We start from the raw sequence: 16,719 nt of genomic DNA, 5'->3' as shown, positions 1-16,719 counted from the left end.
TAATAAAGATTAACTAACAAACAACTAAATAATTACACAAAAATATAATGGCTGTAGATTTATTACTAGGATTGCAATGGGGAGATGAAGGTAAAGGTAAAATTGTAGATGTTTTAACCAAAAACTACGATATCATTGCACGTTTTCAAGGAGGTCCAAATGCTGGACATACTTTAATTTTTGATGGATATAAACACGTTTTACACACAATTCCATCAGGAATTTTTCATAAAACTGCCTTAAATGTTGTAGGTAATGGAGTGGTTATAGATCCTGTAATCTTTAAAAAAGAATTAGAAAACCTAGATAAACATAATATCGATTATACATCTAAATTATTAATTTCTAGAAAAGCACATTTAATATTACCTACACACAGATTGTTAGATGCTGCCTCAGAAACTTCTAAAGGTAAAGCTAAAATTGGTTCTACTTTAAAAGGAATTGGCCCAACTTATATGGACAAAACTGGTAGAAATGGAATGCGAGTTGGTGATTTAGAATTAGATAACTGGAAAGAAAAATACGATGCTTTAACAGAAAAGCATATTAAAATGCTAGAATTCTTTGATGTTCAAATAGAATATAATTTAGAAGAATTAGAAGCAGAATTCTGTAAAGGAATTGAAAAATTAAAAACTTTAGAATTTATTGATAGCGAAGCATTTTTAAATCAAGCAATAAAAGATAAAAAAACCATATTAGCAGAAGGTGCTCAAGGTTCTCTATTAGATATCGATTTTGGTACTTACCCATTTGTAACATCATCTAACACAACTGCAGCAGGTGCTTGTACAGGTTTAGGAGTTGCGCCAAATAGAATTGGCGATGTTTTTGGTATTTTTAAAGCCTACACAACTAGAGTTGGCTCTGGTCCTTTTCCTACAGAATTATTTGATGAAGATGGAGCTACAATGGCTAAAGTTGGTCATGAATTTGGTGCAACAACTGGTAGACCAAGAAGATGTGGTTGGTTAGATTTAGTAGCGTTAAAATACGCTGTAGATGTTAATGGAGTTACCCAATTAATGATGATGAAAGGTGATGTACTTTCTGGTTTCGATACTTTAAAAGTTTGTACTTCTTACAACTATAAAGGCATAGAAATTACACATTTACCATACAACATAGAACCAGAAAATGTATCTGTAAATTATACTGAATTTAAAGGTTGGAAAGATGATTTAACTAAAATGACTTCTGCTGATGAATTACCACAAAATTTAATGGATTATATTTCTTTTATAGAAAAAGAAACTGGAGTTCCTGTAAAAATTGTTTCTGTTGGTCCTGATAGAAAACAAACAATTAACAGATAATTCTAATAAAATAAAAGCAAAAAAAAGCATCTTTAAATAATTTAAAGATGCTTTTTTTATTGGTCTAAAACTTATTTTAAATTCTCTATTTGCACTGTAATTCCTTGCAATTTATTTTGTTCTGCTGATAAAGCACTTAGCAAAGCTTCTTTTTGATCTTTAAAAGCTTCTTTTCTTTCTAATAAAATTGCATTGTAATATTCAATTCCTTTTTCTAAATTATTTTTAAATTTTAATAAATACCTCAATTGCTTTTTATCAATTGTAGTTTTTATTTCATTCAATTTTTCTTGTAAATGATTCACGTATAAAGACAATTCTTTAATAAATACATTTGGCCTATCTTTTCTAGAAACTGAATTTGATCTACCATAAATGTGATCAGTAATTCCGTTTAAACTCATAATTTTATCAAAATAAGCCATATTAGGTCCAGGACAAACAGAAACCCCATCCCCTATTTTTTTGGTATCTAAATTATTTAAAATAAGTGTAGACGTACTTAACCCTACACAAATACAAGATTTCTCTACAATTTTATCAAATGCTTTCTTTTTTTCTTCGGTATTTAAATCTAAACTATCTAATTGTTTTAATTTTAAATGTTGATATTCTCTAGATGCCACACACAAACCAGATTCTTTAAATTCTTTATTCAATTGAATAAATTTATTTGGGCAAGATGTACCTGGTCTGTTTTTATCAATAAATTCCTGTTTTTGAATGTCTTTTGTATTTCCTTTCAAGGTATTAAAAGGTACACCTAAAGGTGATGTATTACTCAAATACAAATCATTTTCTTTGGCTTTTATAAGTTTGTCCATTGTTTTATCATCTACACTTGTAGCTTCTGGCACTAATAAAAAAGGGCTTCCCCAACCTACAGAATCTAAATCGTATTCCTTTAACAAAAAAGAATGTTCTTCTTCATTACCTACTCCACCTTGTGCTGTAATTTTTAATTCCAAATCGTTTTTTGGTATTGTTTTTTGGGCATCTTTTAAAGCATCAAATAATAAAATTTTAGTTTGTTCTTTTAAGGTTTCTTTATTTTCTTTAAACTCTTTTAGCACAGGCCCCATTAAAAAACCATCAGTTGCAAAAGCATGTCCACCACAATTTAAACCAGATTCTATTCTGTATTCTGAAACCCATAATCCTTTTTTAGCTAAAAATTTACCTTGAATAAAAGCAGATCTATAATCGCTAACTTTAAGGATTATTTTCTTTTTGATGATGCCATTTTCATCAGGAAAAAAATCGTTAAACTTACTGATATAAGTATATAACTTAGGATTCATTCCTGCAGAAAGTACTAAAGACGATGCCAATTTACTTTCGGCAAAACCACGCAAAGCAGCATGAGCATCATTATATTCTACAGGTAACATTTCTTTGTTTAGGTAGTTTTCTTTATCAACTTTTGTCATGATATTTACATCAATACTCCCCTTTTTTAAATTTTTGTTAGCCCATTCTTTTAATTTGTTAAAATCGACACCTTCTTCAGTAAGTTTTAAAAAATCTTTTTTAACATCAGAATATTCTGGCAACATATTGATGTACGTTTTTAAAGCTGAACTTTTTTCTGATGTTATATTTTTAAGTTGATTAAACTTTTGCTCTGTTTGCTCGTGCAATAAATTAAGATAAGATGTTATTCTTTTTGCTCTAAAATCATCCACTTTATCAGATATTTCTTGATATGGAATTTGAAACTTTTCGCTATAAAGTTTGCGCATTTTTTCTACTAAAATATCATCAACCAAAGAAATTACAGAGTCTATGCCATATTGTGCTACTTTTAAGGGCGAATCTATTGTAAAACCTATTCCCATTACAGGAATATGAAATGAATGTACGTTTGTCATTTTTTAATTTAGTTGTTTAATTAATTTGCAATATATTTCTATTAAACCCCGTAAAAGATGACTAATATCATAAGAAAATGAAAAATTGACCCTCTTAAAAAGCGCCTTATTAAATTTTAACTTTTAGTTTTCTTTAGTAATCAACTATATTCTTTTCGTTATTTTTGTGGCAAAACAAATCACTTGAAAAAATTATTTTTTTTATATCTTATCTTTTCTTCTTTAACTGCACTTTGTCAAGAAAAAATTGATGGAAAAGAGAAACCAAAAAGAAAAATTCAATACAAAGCTGAAATTCAAGAAGCTGACGAAGAAAAATATCCTGGAGCTACAGTTCTTATTGGTAATGTAGAAATGCAGCACGAAGGCATTGATTTAACTTGCCAACAAGCATTGTATTATAGAAAACAGAATTTTTTTAAAGCTATTGGTAATGTGTTTATTAAACAAGGAGATACCATTACACAAACCAGTGATTATGCAGATTATGATGCCAATTCTAAACAAGCACTTTCTTGGGGTAATGTGGTTTTAACAGACCCAACAATGACTTTAACTACAGATACTTTACAGTTCGATCGTTTAAATCAGAAATTATATTACCAAAGTTATGGAACCATAAAAGATGAAACCAACACTCTAAAAAGTAAAAATGGAAATTATTATTTAAATGATAAAAAATTTACAGCAACAACTAGAGTTACAGTGGTAAACCCAGAACATCACTTAGAATCGAATCATTTAGATTATTACACCAATTCTGGTTTAACTTATTTATACGGACCATCAACCATAACAAATACGCAAAACGAAAATAAATTATATTCAGAAAAAGGATTTTACAATACCAAAACAGATATTTCTCATTTTACAAAAAATGCAAAACTATTTCTAAAAGAAAGAACCATAGAAGGTGATAGTTTGTATTACGATAAAAATAGAGGTTTTGCTTCTGCCACCAATAATATTCAAGTAATTGACACCGTTCAAAATTTTATTTCTCGAGGAAATTATGCTGAATTATTTGAGAAAAAAGATTCACTCTATATTATAAAAAGAGCAGTCGCCATTTCTATTATCGATAAAGATTCGATGTTTATTCATGGTGATACTTTGTTGGTTACTGGTAAACCTAAAAAACGTATTGTTAGAACCTATCATAATGTAAAAATTTTTAAATCTGATTTACAAGGTAAATGCGATTCTATACATACAAATCAAGAAACTGGTTACACAAAAATGTATAGAGATCCTGTTATTTGGTCTGAAAAAAATCAAATAACTGGAGATAGTATTTATTTACAATCTAACCTAGAAACTGAAAAATTAGACTCCTTAAAAGTATTTAATAACGCCTTTATTATTTCTAAAGATTCTTTAGCCGAAGATAATTATAATCAAATTAAAGGTAGAAATATGTATGGTAAATTTTTAAACGGAAAACTTAAAAATTTACTTGTAAAAGGGAATGCAGAATCTGTGTATTTTAATAGAAATGAAGAGACTAAAGTATTAGAAACCATTACCAAAGAAATTTCTAGTAATATAGAATTTGTTTTAGAAGAAGGAGAAGTACAATCTATAAAATATTTAAAAGAGTCTGATGGCAAAACCTATCCTCCCTCTAAATTACCAGAAGATGTAAAAAAATTAAAAGGTTTTATTTGGCGAGAAGATGAACAACCCAAAACTAAAAACGATATTTTTATAATAGATAAAAATATACCTAAAAGAGATCCTTTAGAGAAAAAATCTAAAGAAAAATCGAAAGCTATTTTAAAAGAAAAGAAAGGTAAAAAGGAAAAAAAATCTCCAAATACATTAAAACAGTAGTAAATTGAAATCAGATTTTTTTAAATATCAAGCACAAACTTCTCCCTATCCATTTGCCCTAGAGGTTTCTTCTGCAAAGGGTAGTTACATTTACGATACATCAGGTAAGAAATACTTAGATTTTGTAGCTGGAGTATCTGCAAACAGCTTAGGCCACAATCACCCAAAAGTATCAAAAGCAATTAAAAATCAAGTTGATACTTATACACATGTTATGGTTTATGGTGAGTTTATTCAAAAACCACAAGTAGATCTTTGCAAACTACTTGCCCAAAATTTACCACAAGAATTACAATCGGTTTATATTACAAATTCAGGTACAGAAGCTACAGAAGGTGCCATAAAACTAGCCAAAAGAGTTACAAATAAAGCAGAAATAATAGCTGCAAAACACTCTTATCATGGTAATACACAAGGTGCAATGAGTGTTTCTGGAGTAGAAAAACAAAATGCTGCTTTTAGACCTTTAATTCCTGGCATTCAATTTATTGAGTTTAATAATTCTATAGAGTTAAGTAAAATCACTAAAAAAACTGCTGCTGTAATTTTAGAAACCATTCAAGGTGGAGCTGGTTTTATTGAACCCAAAAATGATTATCTAGTAAAAGTTAAACAACGTTGCAAAGAAGTTGGTGCTTTATTAATTTTAGATGAAATACAAACAGGAATTGGAAGAACTGGAACTTTTTGGGGATTTGAAAATTATAAGGTAATTCCAGATATTATTATTACAGGTAAAGGTTTAGGTGGTGGCATGCCAATTGGTGCATTTATTGCTTCTTTTGAGCACATGAGCTTACTTAAAGATAATCCTAAATTAGGTCATATTTCTACGTTTGCTGGGCATCCAGTTATTGCAGCTGCAGCAGTTGCTACTGTTACTGAAATTTTAGATAAAAATTTAATTTCAGAAAGTATAAGAAAAGAAAATATCATCAGAAAAAAACTACAACATACTGCTATTAAAGAAATTAGAGGAAAAGGGCTAATGCTGGCTGCAATGGTTGAAACTAAAGAATTAGCTACTAAAATTATTCACAAATGTTTAAATAATGGACTAATTTTATTCTCGCTATTGTTTGAAGGTAAAGCTGTAAGAATAACACCTCCTTTAACAATTTCTGATGAAGAACTTGAAACTGGTTGCAACATAATTTTAGAAACCATTGAAGAAGTAATTTAAGTTTTACACTTCTTTTTACTCCCACACAAACCCTATTTTACCAAAATGGAATCTGACAAACAAACAACAAAAAAATTACAGAAAGCTACTGCACAAGCTATACAGCAATTTACAATGATTGCTGAAGGAGATAAAATTATGGTGTGTTTGTCTGGTGGTAAAGACAGCTACACTTTATTAGATATGTTGTTGTATTTTCAAAAAGTTGCACCCATTTCTTTCGATTTAATAGCGGTTAATTTAGATCAAAAACAACCGAATTTTCCTGAAGAAATATTACCCAATTATCTCACCAATTTACAAGTAGACTACAAAATTATTGAAAAAAATACCTATAAAATTGTGATGGATAAAACTCCTGAAGGTAAAACAACCTGTAGTTTATGTTCTCGCTTACGAAGAGGCACGTTATATGAAGCTGCCAAAGATTTAGGTTGTAATAAATTGGCTTTGGGTCATCATAGAAACGATATTTTAGAAACTTTTTTCTTAAACTTCTTTTTTGCAGGAAAAATGGAAACAATGCCTCCAAAATTTAAAAATGATACAGGTGATTTAATCGTATTAAGACCTTTGGCTTTTTGTAAAGAAAGTGATATTGAGCAATATGCAAATGCTAAAAATTTTCCGATAATACCTTGTAATTTATGCGGCTCTCAAGAAAATTTACAACGTAAAAAGGTAAAACAAATGATAGAAGATTGGGAAACTGATTTCCCCAATAGAAATGCAATAATGATGAATGCATTACAAAATGTTTTTCCTTCGCATTTGTTAGATCAGAATTTGTATAATTTTGATAATTTAAAAAGTAAAGTTTCTAAAAATACACTTTAAGTTATAAAAAACAAAAAAAATCTAATTGATAGCAATAAACAATTAAGAGAAAATCAGTTTAAAAGAATAAAGACATAAAATTTTGAGTATCAATAAAAATAATAATTTCAAAATAAACCCAAATTTTAAAAAATAACTGTTATTTTTGATAAAATGTTTTGCTTTAAGCTAAACATTTTAACATATATTTTAACTTATTATCCCCCAACTATGCTTCTAGAAGATTTCAAATCCCTTGGAAATTACTATAGAATACGAAATAATAATGTTTTTGTTATAGATATAGGAAATCATGACAAAACCATTGTTTTTATTAGTGGTTATCCATTAATTTCTTACGACTTTCATAAAATTATACTTCAATTATCAGAATTTTATAGAATTATAATTCATGATCATTTTGGATTTGGCTTAACAGAACTACCAAATTCTTATTGCTTTTCAATTATAGATCAAGCCGATGTTTGCATTGAAGTTTGGAAAAAATTAAAACTTAAATCTTTTCAAATAATTGCTACAAATCATGGTGGTAAAGTTGCCAAAGAAATTCTATATAGAAATAATGCAAAGCTTTTACCATTTAAAATTACGGCTATAACTTTAAATAACAGTTGTAATAACAATTATTTTATAAAGTTAAAAACAATTAGCAATCTTATCAATAATGATAAACTCTCGAAATACAAAGAGGTTTTAAAAAACTATAATAGAAAAACTTTTTTTGACAATAACGATTTAGAGAAAAAATTAGATGAAAAAGTAGTTAGAATTTGGCAAAAATTTAATGAAATGGAAGGCCAAAAAGAAACTCTAGTTTTAAGTAGTTTTAATGATGAAACTTATCTTTATTGGCACAGATGGGTTAAAGCTTTAAAAGAATCTAAAATTCCGATAAAAATATTTTGGCAAAAAGATGATGTTGAAAACATGAAAGACTTATTGTTGAATTTAGCCACAACTCAACCCAAAAACGTAGAAATTATTGAAAACAAAAAATGCTTAGTTATCGAAAATAATCCCTTAAGATGGTTATTAATGATATTAAAATCAGTAGATATTACTACTTACAATTATCTTAAAACAGTTTTCGTAAATTATTAATTAAATCACAAAAAATTATGCAACTAAAAGAATGGGAATCCAAACACAAATCTATAGAAATAGGTGATGAATATCTATCTTATTTAGATACAGAAACTGAAAAAGACATTATAATTATTTTTCATGAATTCGGTTCGAGTTCTTATACTTATCACAAAATTATAGCCCAATTAAAAGAGCAATATCGAGTAATTATTCCAGATTTAATAGGGTTTGGGTTATCTTCTAAACCTCAGTATTATTACAATTCAATTTTAGATCATGCTCAAATTTTAATTGATTTTATATCTCAATTAAACATTGAGAATTTTTCTGTTTTGGCTCATGGTTTTGGAACTTCTGTTTTCTGTGAAATTTTAAATATTATTGAATCTAATGCACTAGCTTTAGAAATAAAAAATATTTTTTTACTGAATGGAAGTTTAACTATTGAGACTACAAAGAATCTATCTTTTCAAACAATTATAGAGAACGAAATTACTTCTAAGTTTATAAAAATAACCATTTCTTATGAGTTCTTTAAAAAGTATTTTAAAGAATCATTAGGCAAAAATGATACAATTTCAGAAGATGAATTTAAAGTTTTATGGCAACTACAAAATTTGAATAATGGTGCAAGAATTATAAAATTTATAGATTATTGCATTAGAGAAAGAAAACTGTACAGCGAAAAATGGATTTCTATTTTAAAATCTTATAACAGTCAGATTCATATTATTTGGGGAGAAAATGATATTCTAAGCAGTTTGTCTTCTGCAGAAATTCTAAAAAACGCATTAAACCTTCCTAAAATGTATACCCTACAAAACTGTGGACATTTTCCGATGTTTGAAAAACCTGAACGTTTTTCTGAATTAATTTTAAAGCTAAAATCTGAAACAGAATGTGTTTCTTAATTAGCATTGCTTTTTAAATCTGCAAAAAAAAGGCAAACAAGTTTAGCCCTGATTGCAGCATTTGTTTGAGCTCTTTTTATTCTTTTTCTGAATAAAAAAGCGAGTGCGAAAAGCAGGTTTCAGCTTCTAAAAAAAATCTACTCTTCTTCGTCAGTGGTGTTTTTTCTTGGCTTAATTTTTCTAGAACCTTCGTACAATTCGTACTTTACAAACTTACAATCTAAATCTCCATTTTTTAAGGCAATTCGTTTAGATGTTCTTAAACCTACAGATTTTAAAGCATCTGTATCTGAAGTAATTAGCCAAGCTGTAGAACCTGGATAATTGTGTTTTAGAGTATCTCCAATTTTTTTATAAAACTCGTGTGTGTCTATGTTTAAACGCTCGCCATAAGGTGGATTGAACAAAATTGTTGTGTTACCAAAAACTTCTTTTGTAGAGTTAAAAAAGTTTACATGATGTACGCCAATAAACTCTTCTAAATTTGCAGAAATTACATTGGCTTTTGCTTTTTGAACGGCTGATGGTGCTTTATCAAAACCCATTATTTTAAAATGCGAAGAACGAATTTTCTTTAACAATGAATCTTGAATAGTAAAATACAAATCTTCGTCGTAATCTTTCCAATGTTCAAAAGCAAAGAGTTTTCTATTGATGTTTGCAGGAATGTTATTGGCAATCATAGCAGCCTCTATTAAAATTGTACCTGAACCACACATTGGGTCTATAAAATTTTCATCGCCAGTATAACCTGATAACAAAATCATACCTGCAGCTAAAACTTCGTTAATTGGTGCAATGTTTGTTGCTGTTCTATATCCTCTTTTGTGCAAAGAATCTCCAGAAGAATCTAAAGAAACCGTTAACCAATCTTTTTGAATGTGAACATGAACTTTTACATCTGGGTATTTTAAATCTACATTTGGTCTTTTATGATATTTATGTCTAAAATAATCTGCAATTGCATCTTTAGATTTTAAAGAAATATAATGCGAGTTGCTTGTAAAATTCTTAGAATTTACAACTGCACCAATAGCAAAAGTACCATCAGCATCTAAATAATTTTCCCATTTTATTTTCTGAATAGCTTCGTATAAATCTTCTTCATCGTAGATTTTACACGTTTTTATGGGTTTTAAAATTCTTACAGCTGTTCTTAAAGCAATATTTGCTTTGTACATAAAACCTTTATCGCCTCTAAAAGAAACACTTCTTATGGCTTCTTTTACATCTTGTGCGCCTAATTTCTTCAGTTCATCTGCCAAAACACCTTCTAAACCAAAAAGTGTTGTTGCTGTCATTTTAAAATCTCTATTCATATTGCAAAGTTACTATTATAAGTTGGAAGAATGAAGTTGCATTTTGTAAGTTTAATGTACAATTTAGACTACAAATATGGTTTTTGCTTTACATATGGCAATTAACATTAACTATAACAAATAAATAAAATATATAATTGCTTAAAACAAGTTACTGATATTTACAAATTTGGTTTTATGACAAATAAGATTTAGTTACTTTTGCAGATTAAGAGACATATGAAACAGAAAGATTGGTTTACAGATTGGTTTAACACGCCTTATTATCATATTTTGTACAAAGACAGAAATGATAAGGATGCACAGTTGTTTATGAAAAACATTACTGAATTTTTAGCGTTACCAAAATCGACTCATATTTTAGATTTACCTTGTGGTAAAGGACGTCATTCTGTATTTTTAAACTCACTGGGATATAAAGTTACTGGTGGCGATTTAGCTGTAAATAGCATTAACATTGCGAAAAAATTTGAAAATGATACTTTAAATTTTAAGGTGCATGATATGCGTGAACCTTTTAATAATAAATATGATGCTGTTTTTAATTTGTTTACCAGTTTTGGTTATTTTGAAGACGATAATGAAGATCTTTTAATTTTAAAAAACATTAAAAACGGAATTAAAAATAATGGTTATTTTGTTTTCGATTTTTTAAATGCTGATTTTGTTAAAAAAACTTTAGTACCTAAAGAAACTAAGGTTGTAGATGATATTACTTTTCATATTACCAGAGAAATTAAAGATGGTTTTATTTTGAAGAATATTTCTTTTTTTGCTGATGATGAACAACATTCTTACACAGAAAGAGTAAAATATTTAGATATAAATAAGATGAAATCCTATTTTAACAAAGTAGGTTTTACCATTACAAATGTTTTTGGAGATTATCATTTAAATGATTTTGATACGCAAACTTCCAATAGATTAATTTTAGTTGCCAAGTGAATTACATCTTATTAATTTTATCTGTTTTTGCTGGGGCTTTTTTAGTATTATTTGTTAAACCTAGCAAAAAAATCGTTCGTTTATTGGTAGCTTTTAGTGGTGCTTATCTTTTATCTGTAACTATTTTGCACTTATTACCAGAAGTTTACTCAGAAAATCCTAATGTAAAATCCGTTGGAATTTTTATTCTAATTGGTATTATTTTACAATCGGTTTTAGAATCTTTTTCTAAAGGTGCAGAACATGGGCACATACACATGCACTCAGACACCAAAGAGTTCCCAGCCATGTTATTTATTAGTTTGTGTTTCCATGCATTTTCTGAAGGTTTACCTATACATCATTCAGGAGACAATTTATTGTGGGCAATTGTTGTGCATAAAATACCGATTGCAATTGTACTTACCACATTTTTAATCAACACAAAATATTCTAAAAAAATAGTTTTTTCTTTTCTTTTTTTCTTTGGATTAATGAGTCCTTTAGGAGTTTTATTAGGTGATAAAATTCCATTTTTTACAGCATACCAAACAGAGATAACAGCTTTAATAATAGGTGTTTTCTTACATATTTCTACAATTATTCTTTTTGAAAGTACCGAAAATCATAAATTTAACTTACAAAAGTTTATTGCCATACTTTTTGGAATTATTCTAACCCTATTTACACTGTAGTTTTTACTTTTAATTGGTTTAAAAATACCTAGTAATAGGTACTAAATTTGCCAGCTAATACTTTATCTTTATAAGCAACTAAAACTACTATAAATGAAAATTTTAAAAGTTCTATTGCTTACAATCTTGTTTTTTTCTTGTTCAGTAAGCAAACAGAATAGTGATGACGAAGATCCTAAAAAACTTATTGAATATTTTAACACAAGTATTCATTCTAAAAAACATCAGGTAGTTCATCTTGGTACAATTACAGACAAAACAAATAACGAAATTCCGCATGCATTATTAATTAGGTTTAATGCCAAAAGAAATGGTATGTTTTCTAGCCAATTTACGTTAAATGACATTGAATTTAATCTTGTTAACTTCACAACAAAAGATCCTAAATTAATTATAGAAAAAATAAGGTATTTTAAAGACGATAAAAAGTTTCTACTTACTGTAAAAATAGATGATAAAAAAAGTATGCTTGAAAATAATCCTTTAGATAAAAATTCTGATGATTATTTTTTAAAAAATGAAAATAACAAAACATTCTTTTCGGATACTATTATGATTAAAAAAGGAACTGTTTTAGATTTTCATATAGATTTTACAAATGAACTTGCTACAGATATTGATAAAGAAACTCCTGAAATTGAATGCAAACTAAGGATAAATTAACTTTAAAGTATTTGTTGTTTTTAAGTATCCTATTTCTTAGTAACAACTCATTTTGCCAAAAGAAAGAGAAAGATAGCTTGCTGTATAAAAATTTCTATAATGCATTAAATACCTATAATTTTATAGAAGCTTCAGAAAATTTATCTAAAATTACTAGTAAAGATTCTATTTTTAACTATAATTCCTTTATTGTAAACTTCTATTTAAATGGTAAAAAAACAGATAAATTAGAGGCTGAATATTTAAAACAAACACCAAACAAAGACCTTAAATTAAGTTATACAGATTACCTAAATTATTCTAGTAAAAATAACGATTCAATAATTTACAATAATTACTTAGAAGTTTTAACCACTGCCAAACAGCAAAAAGACACTTTACAAATAAACGAATCTTTAAGACGAATTTTATATTATTTTTTTAAGAGAAACAACTCGTTAAATTATAATAAAGTAGATAAATATTTAAGCGAATTTAAAGCAATAAAAACTTCTGATTGGGACAATTTTTGGTACGAATATTTAAACAATGGATTTAATATTTCTAAAGCCTACTTTACTAAAACTCCTTATCCAAAAGCACAAAACTTTAAACAATGTTTATTCTATGCCGAAAAAACAGAAAACCTATTTGCAAAAATAAAAGCAAATCAGATAATCGGAGCCACATATACCTTAACTGGAAATAAAAATAGAGACAGTGCTTCTTATTATTTTAATAGAAGTAAATTGTTGTTGTTAAAAGAAAACAGCTTCTTTTTTAAAGAAATTCTAAGTCAGATTTATTTTAATTTTGGTAGAATAGAATATGATAAAAAGAACTTTGCGAAAGCCATTCAACTTTTTAAAAAAGCAAAAGAAAATAAACAATATGCAAACCAAAGCAAACTAAAATATTATTTATACATCTCTAAAGGTTTTGAAGAAAATCAACAAAAAGATAGTGCTTTTTACTACTTAAAAATTCATAATAAATTAAAGGATAGCCTTAATTTATTAAATCAATCTATTGCTATATCAGATATTAAAGAAAAGTACAACACTTTAGAAAACGAAAAACAAATTCTTCAATTAGAAAAAGAAAATTTACTAATTGAATCTAAAAGAAAACAGAATTTAAATCTTTTAATCATAGCATTATTAACTATTATTACTGGTAGTTTTATTTACATACTTACCCTTAAAAACTCGAAAAGAAAGCGAAAACTTGCAGAGCAACAAAAGGAATTAGAAACTCAGAAAAACTTAACCCTTTTAAAAGAACAAGAAATAACTACCATAAATGCAATGGTAGATGGTCAAGAAAAAGAACGCAAACGTATTGCAGAAGATTTGCACGACAATTTAGGTTCTGTTTTAGCTACTTTAAAATTGCATTTCGAAAATTTAAAAATCAACAGAGAAAAAAAGAAAATAGATCAAAACGAATTATTTAAAAAAACCGAGAATTTAATTGATGAAGCTTATTTAAAAGTACGCAGAATTGCCCATGCAAAAAATGCAGGTGTTATAGCAAATCAAGGTTTATTGTTAGCCATACAAATGATGGCAGAAAAAATATCATCAGCAGATAAAATTCAGATAGATGTTATTCATTATGGTTTAGACAAACGTTTAGAAAATACTTTAGAAATTACGCTTTTTAGAATTATTCAAGAGTTGGTTACCAATATTATAAAACATGCAGAAGCTAAAAATGCAACCATCAATATTTCTTTATATGATAAAAACTTAAATATTATTATTGAAGACGATGGAAAAGGTTTTGATATTAAAAAGGTAAATTTAAATAACGGAATGGGGATCAGTTCTATAAAAACTAGGATTGAACATTTAAATGGTACTTTTAAAATAGATTCTACCTTAGGAAAAGGAAGCTCTCTAATTTTAGACATTCCTGTAAATTAACTTGTTAAGTTATAATTTTTACCTATATTTAACTACCTATAATTACTTATATCTAGGTATATAGATTGCTACAAATATTTTTGATATTTGGAAAATAACTAACCAAACAAAAACTTAAAGAATGGATTTTAGAACATCAATTGAATTAGATTCAACAGAAAAACAATTAGTATTAGCTTCATTTGAGCTCGGCACCTTTTATTGCGTTTATGCATCATTTACAAACATTGGAAAAGATAAATACAAAATCGAATTTTCAATTGTAAATTATAAAGGACCTGTAAAAATTAAAATTAATAATATTGTTGAGGTTGTTGATAAAACAAGCGGTTGTAAACACATTAAAATATTTACATCTACCCAAAAAGGAACAGATTCTATAGAAACAGAATTAAAAAAGGAACAATATTTAATTTGTCAGAGAGTAAGCGCAAAAGAGACAGAATTATCACCTTTACTAGTTTCTGAATATGAGCTTCCTAATATTACCCACACTTATAAAACTCCATATGAAATAGAAACAATTGAGGCTGAGTCTTATATTGCTCAAATAAAAAGAGAAATTAAAAACTTTGAATCAATAAAATCTGCAAACCCAAAATTATGTATTGTTGGAAATAATAAATTAATATAAGTTTGTATTTCAATTTATTTTACCTTTTTATATTATTAAATATTTCTTTTACTACTCAAAAAATAAGGAATAGTATTAATGATAGAGATCTATTAGCTATTTTTTTTGAAAATATTCAACAGTTAAAAATCAATAAAGCCTCCGAAGTAATAGTTAAGATAGAAAATACAGATTTAAAAAATAAAATTAAAATTTATTTCGAAATTAAAAAGTGTAATGGTTTTGAACAACACAACGCAGATGATATTATAAAAAATATTGTTATAAAAAATAGGAGAGAAAATCTTGAATTATTATTAGATTTATTAATTCTTTCTGAAAATGAAATTTCTTACAAAAATGATAGATTAAAAGCCTTTGATTATGCGTATAAAGGATTAAAACTTTCTAAAAAATTAAATTTCGAATTTTTAGAAAGAGAGTTTTTAATTTTAATATTAAATATATTCAAAAATGGTATTATAAATAACGATGATAATGTAGAAAAATATTTAGATCAACTTTTTAAATTAAGTAAAAATAACAAGGTATACCTTTTTAAATATTACGTTTACAAAATTTATTTAAATGAAATAGGTTTGTTAAAAACAGATCGTAAATCAAAAATTGAAAAAAGAACTGAAATAAGTCTTAATTGTTTTAAAAAATTAGATAGTTTAATTATTCTTTTCGATAAAAATAACAGTATAAATATAGAATATTATCATCTAAAAGCACTCATACTCTCTTATAATAATACAGAACTATCATTATCCAATTTAAAATACGAGCTTAAATTATTAGAAAATAAAAAGGATATATTTTTTAATAAGTACAAGTACGAAAATTTAAAAGAATTGGCCAGAAAGTTAGCTGAAAAAAAACAATTTTTAGAAGCCATTAATTATTTAAATCAAAGTAAAAATTTTGAAAGTAAAATAACACCTTTAAGAAATAAATTTGTCTATAATTTATATATCAGTGAAATGTATTATGGTTTAAACAAAAAAGATTCTGCGTTTAAAGCTATGAAATTAGGTTTTCAAAATAGTATTTCCTTAAATTTTAAAAATCAAAACAATCTTATTTCTTCCTTAGAAATCAAGAATAAAACAGTAGAAAAAGAAAAGCAAATTCTTGAACTCGATGCTAAAAGAAGACAAAATTTAAGTTTTTCTATTGTTACATTAATTTCCTTTATTCTTATTAGTATAATTGGCACATTAGCGCTTAAAAACTCAACAAAAAAAAGAAAACTAGCTGAACAAGAAAAAATATTAGAAACTCAGAAAAACCTAACCCTTTTAAAAGAACAAGAAATAACTACCATAAATGCAATGGTAGATGGCCAAGAAAAAGAACGTAAACGTATAGCAGAAGATTTGCACGACAATTTAGGTTCTGTTTTAGCTACTTTAAAATTGCATTTCGAAAATTTAAAAATCAACAGAGAAAAAAAGAAAATAGATCAAAAAGAACTTTTTAAAAAAACCGAGAATTTAATTGATGAAGCTTATTTAAAAGTACGCAGAATTGCCCATGCAAAAAATGCAGGTGT

14 protein-coding genes are annotated in these 16,719 nt (G+C 27.0%); 12 read left to right on the top strand and 2 right to left on the bottom strand.

Annotated elements, in window-relative coordinates; genetic code table 11:
* Positions 1-47 precede the first annotated feature (47 nt).
* The gene (locus ACWYN7_RS11875) at positions 48-1,319 is read left to right on the top strand and encodes an adenylosuccinate synthase (RefSeq protein ID WP_462860187.1); all 1,272 of its coding nucleotides are present in this window, start codon (positions 48-50) and stop codon (positions 1,317-1,319) included.
* Positions 1,320-1,390: 71 nt separating this feature from the next.
* Here the strand turns inward: ACWYN7_RS11875 and ACWYN7_RS11870 are convergent, their stop codons facing one another.
* Positions 1,391-3,190, bottom strand: a complete 1,800-nt coding sequence (locus tag ACWYN7_RS11870; RefSeq protein WP_462860186.1) for a hypothetical protein — start codon at positions 3,188-3,190, stop codon at positions 1,391-1,393.
* Between the two features lie 183 nt (positions 3,191-3,373).
* On the opposite strand from ACWYN7_RS11870, the gene ACWYN7_RS11865 reads away from it, so the two are divergent.
* The 5 genes from ACWYN7_RS11865 to ACWYN7_RS11845 all read left to right on the top strand — a co-directional run bounded on the left by ACWYN7_RS11865 (position 3,374) and on the right by ACWYN7_RS11845 (position 9,040).
* The gene (locus ACWYN7_RS11865; RefSeq protein ID WP_462860185.1) at positions 3,374-5,023 is read left to right on the top strand and encodes an OstA-like protein; all 1,650 of its coding nucleotides are present in this window, start codon (positions 3,374-3,376) and stop codon (positions 5,021-5,023) included.
* Positions 5,024-5,027: 4 nt separating this feature from the next.
* Positions 5,028-6,206, top strand: coding sequence for an aspartate aminotransferase family protein (locus ACWYN7_RS11860; protein WP_462860183.1), 1,179 nt, complete (start codon positions 5,028-5,030; stop codon positions 6,204-6,206).
* A 45-nt stretch (positions 6,207-6,251) separates the two neighbouring features.
* Positions 6,252-7,043 carry a tRNA 2-thiocytidine(32) synthetase TtcA gene (gene ttcA, locus ACWYN7_RS11855; RefSeq protein ID WP_462860181.1) on the top strand — a complete coding sequence of 264 codons (792 nt, stop codon included), beginning with the start codon at positions 6,252-6,254 and terminating at the stop codon, positions 7,041-7,043.
* Between the two features lie 210 nt (positions 7,044-7,253).
* On the top strand, positions 7,254-8,144 hold the full coding sequence (locus tag ACWYN7_RS11850; protein ID WP_462860179.1) for an alpha/beta hydrolase: 891 nt from the start codon (positions 7,254-7,256) through the stop codon (positions 8,142-8,144).
* A gap of 17 nt (positions 8,145-8,161) precedes the next feature.
* On the top strand, positions 8,162-9,040 hold the full coding sequence (locus ACWYN7_RS11845; protein ID WP_462860178.1) for an alpha/beta fold hydrolase: 879 nt from the start codon (positions 8,162-8,164) through the stop codon (positions 9,038-9,040).
* A 137-nt stretch (positions 9,041-9,177) separates the two neighbouring features.
* On the opposite strand, the gene ACWYN7_RS11840 is transcribed toward ACWYN7_RS11845, so the two are convergent.
* Entirely contained in the window at positions 9,178-10,359 is a 1,182-nt protein-coding gene (locus ACWYN7_RS11840; protein WP_462860177.1) for a THUMP domain-containing class I SAM-dependent RNA methyltransferase, read from the bottom strand.
* Between the two features lie 219 nt (positions 10,360-10,578).
* Here ACWYN7_RS11840 and ACWYN7_RS11835 point away from each other — a divergent pair, with 219 nt between their 5' ends.
* The 6 genes from ACWYN7_RS11835 to ACWYN7_RS11810 all read left to right on the top strand — a co-directional run.
* A complete protein-coding gene (locus tag ACWYN7_RS11835; RefSeq protein WP_462860176.1) occupies positions 10,579-11,304 on the top strand; it encodes a class I SAM-dependent DNA methyltransferase in 726 nt (241 codons plus the stop codon).
* Entirely contained in the window at positions 11,301-11,978 is a 678-nt protein-coding gene (locus tag ACWYN7_RS11830; RefSeq protein WP_462860175.1) for a ZIP family metal transporter, read from the top strand. The genes ACWYN7_RS11835 and ACWYN7_RS11830 overlap by 4 nt, the downstream gene beginning before the upstream one ends.
* 93 nt (positions 11,979-12,071) lie before the next feature.
* The gene (locus ACWYN7_RS11825; protein WP_462860174.1) at positions 12,072-12,641 is read left to right on the top strand and encodes a hypothetical protein; all 570 of its coding nucleotides are present in this window, start codon (positions 12,072-12,074) and stop codon (positions 12,639-12,641) included.
* Between the two features lie 77 nt (positions 12,642-12,718).
* Positions 12,719-14,548 (top strand): sensor histidine kinase, encoded by a 1,830-nt coding sequence (locus ACWYN7_RS11820; RefSeq protein ID WP_462860173.1) that lies wholly within the window; start codon positions 12,719-12,721, stop codon positions 14,546-14,548.
* Positions 14,549-14,669: 121 nt separating this feature from the next.
* Positions 14,670-15,182 (top strand): hypothetical protein, encoded by a 513-nt coding sequence (locus ACWYN7_RS11815; RefSeq protein WP_462860172.1) that lies wholly within the window; start codon positions 14,670-14,672, stop codon positions 15,180-15,182.
* Positions 15,183-15,184: 2 nt separating this feature from the next.
* On the top strand, positions 15,185-16,719 hold a 1,535-nt coding region (locus tag ACWYN7_RS11810; RefSeq protein WP_462860171.1), incomplete at its 3' end, for a histidine kinase.

Source organism: Polaribacter sp. M10 (genome assembly GCF_054968445.1).
Note: the sequence above shows the minus strand (reverse complement) of the source record. Positions and strands in the feature narration are given on the sequence as shown.

Coding starts and splice junctions, on each gene's coding strand:
- ACWYN7_RS11875 (WP_462860187.1), top strand. CDS start 48: ATGGCTGTAGATTTATTACTAGGATTGCAATGGGGAGATGAAGGTAAA.
- ACWYN7_RS11870 (WP_462860186.1), bottom strand. CDS start 3,190: ATGACAAACGTACATTCATTTCATATTCCTGTAATGGGAATAGGTTTT.
- ttcA (WP_462860181.1), top strand. CDS start 6,252: ATGGAATCTGACAAACAAACAACAAAAAAATTACAGAAAGCTACTGCA.
- ACWYN7_RS11850 (WP_462860179.1), top strand. CDS start 7,254: ATGCTTCTAGAAGATTTCAAATCCCTTGGAAATTACTATAGAATACGA.
- ACWYN7_RS11845 (WP_462860178.1), top strand. CDS start 8,162: ATGCAACTAAAAGAATGGGAATCCAAACACAAATCTATAGAAATAGGT.
- ACWYN7_RS11840 (WP_462860177.1), bottom strand. CDS start 10,359: ATGAATAGAGATTTTAAAATGACAGCAACAACACTTTTTGGTTTAGAA.
- ACWYN7_RS11835 (WP_462860176.1), top strand. CDS start 10,579: ATGAAACAGAAAGATTGGTTTACAGATTGGTTTAACACGCCTTATTAT.
- ACWYN7_RS11825 (WP_462860174.1), top strand. CDS start 12,072: ATGAAAATTTTAAAAGTTCTATTGCTTACAATCTTGTTTTTTTCTTGT.
- ACWYN7_RS11815 (WP_462860172.1), top strand. CDS start 14,670: ATGGATTTTAGAACATCAATTGAATTAGATTCAACAGAAAAACAATTA.